Source organism: Roseomonas sp. KE2513 (assembly GCF_016107305.1).
Classification (GTDB): Bacteria; Pseudomonadota; Alphaproteobacteria; order Acetobacterales; family Acetobacteraceae; genus Roseomonas.
In genome coordinates, this window is sequence record NZ_RCVR01000121.1 from 1 (window position 1) to 2,157 (window position 2,157).

The 2,157-nt window shown below is 68.5% G+C and carries 2 protein-coding genes; both read left to right on the plus strand.

Translation table 11 applies throughout. From position 1 onward, the window contains the following. The first annotated feature begins 444 nt into the window (after nucleotides 1-444). Nucleotides 445-1,197: a DUF3489 domain-containing protein gene (locus D9599_RS30480; RefSeq protein WP_198385091.1), complete on the plus strand. Its 753-nt coding sequence runs from the start codon at nucleotides 445-447 to the stop codon at nucleotides 1,195-1,197. Beyond that, nucleotides 1,197-1,901: a recombinase family protein gene (locus D9599_RS30485; protein ID WP_198385092.1), complete on the plus strand. Its 705-nt coding sequence runs from the start codon at nucleotides 1,197-1,199 to the stop codon at nucleotides 1,899-1,901. The genes D9599_RS30480 and D9599_RS30485 overlap by 1 nt, the downstream gene beginning before the upstream one ends. Nucleotides 1,902-2,157: the final 256 nt, after the last annotated feature.

Sequence of the window (2,157 nt, forward strand, 5' to 3'; positions counted from 1 at the left end):
GCCTCCGCAACAGCCGCGCACTGCAAACGCAACAGGATGGTAGCAGTCCGACCGCACTCTGGCAGGAATGTATGCTGGCCGCGGCTGTTGGAAGCGCCAAGACGGGAAAGCCGCATGTCGTGGGTCCCAAGAACCAGGGCACGCTCTCGTGGCCGAGCAGCGGAATGGGCGGAGCGGGAAAGGACGATCGCGGGCCGGGGTTCCAAGTAGTTCTGGCAAAGTCCAAGCGGCTCGGAAGGGTGCTGGCGGCGGCGCGCCTCACCAGCCCCGGAAGGTGTCAGCCTGCTGGCTCGGATGTGCTCGCAATCAGCTTGGCTTCACCGCAGAATGGAGCGAAGCGTCAGCTGCGCAGAGGCACTTTCCTCCCGCGCCACCCTGACCACCTCTGGTCAGGGCTCTGGGTCGTAGGACCCGATTGATCGGGTCCGGTCGAGGGACCTGACGATGACGAAGCCGCTCTCCCCCACCCAGGCGCAGATCCTCAGCGCCGCCGCGCAGCACCCGGCAGGGCTAGCCGAGGCGCCCCCGAACCTGCCCGCTGCCGCCCGGAACTCGGTGCTTCAGAGCATGCTGAGGGCTGGGCTGCTGGAGAACGTCCCCGATCCAGGCGGCAGCGCTACGACAATGTGGCGGATCACTGCAGCCGGTTTGATGGCAGTCGGAGGGCCGAGCACGGCGGAGTTGGCCGGAGAGGCCGCTCAAGTGGCGCAGGAGGGCAGGGAGGCAGGCAAGACCAGCATGGCCGCGTCAGAGGCCCAGGTGCCCTCCATTGCACCCGTTGCCCAGCCACAGCCTCGCAGCACGCTGCGAGACGCTGCAACCGCCCTGCTGGTGGCCTGGGATGCTGGGGTAGAACGCTCGGCCCTGCCGGGTTCTATCGAGGCGCTCAGGACCGCCCTAAGCCGCAGCACGGCAAGTCGGCCGGCGCGTGATCCCGCTGCCCCACACCGCCCACGTGAGGGCACCAAGCAGCAGGCCGTTCTCACCCTCCTGCGCCGCTCCGAGGGCGCCACCATCGCCCAGGTCATGGAGGCGACCGGCTGGGCGCAGCACACGGTGCGCGGCTTCCTCGCCGGGTTGAAGAAGAAGGGCCACTCGGTCGACGTGCTGGAGCGGGTGCGCCAAGTCGGGCCTGGGTCACAGGGCGCGAAGGGCAGCTACAGCATCTACCGCATTGCCGCTGGGGAGCAGGGCTGATGGCCACCCCGCGTCGCCCCACTACCCAGGCTCGCTACGCGGTGGCGCTGTACCGGGTCTCCACCGCCGAGCAGGGGCACAGCGGTCTTGGGCTGGAGGCGCAGCAGGCAAGCGTTCGCGCCTTCATCGAGCGTGAGGGCTGGACGCTCGTGGCCGAGCACCAGGATATCGCCTCCGGTAAGGACGACCGGCGTCCAGGCTTCCAGGCGGCGCTCACCCGGTGTCGGCAACTCGGAGCAGTGCTGGTAGCCGCAAGGCTCGATCGGATCACACGGCGAGCCCACACGCTGTCGGGGCTGCTGGAGGAGGGCATCTCCATCCGGGCCGCCGACATGCCGGGCGCCGACGACCTGATGATGCGGGTTTACGCGGCCATGGCGCAGAAGGAGAGGGAGCTGATTTCGGAGCGCACCAGGGTAGCACTGGCGGCGGCAAGGGCACGTGGGGCGGTGCTGGGCGGGGACAGGGGCTGGAGGCCACCCGCTCCGCCTTGTGCAGCCGCGGCTGCCTATGCGCGCCGCGAGGAGGCGACCCGCACTGCGTACCGGCTTGCCCTGGAGGTGGAGGCACTCCGGGCCGAGGGCGTCACTACTCACCTGGGGCTTGCGCGGGCGCTGATGGAGAGAGGCGTACCAACGCCGCGGGGAGGGGCAGTATGGACGCACACGACTGTGGCGCGGGTCATCGAACGGCTCGGGGTGTAGCCGCAATCGGCCCTGTTCGCCGAGAGGAGATTGCCGCCGATATGTCCGGGGTTGGTCAAAAGCCGTTTGACCGCTCTCGGGGCCAAGCGCCGGCAAGCGGACATGTGGTTGTCCTCGCCTTCTGAGCGTACTTTACCCATAAAAGTCAGGCCTCTGGTGTGACGGCCGCGGCAGCATGGGATCATGGGACAGAGCCTCCGAACCACCATCCCCGCGAAGACCTCGCGCCTGTCCAAGAGATAGTAGGGGCGGAGTA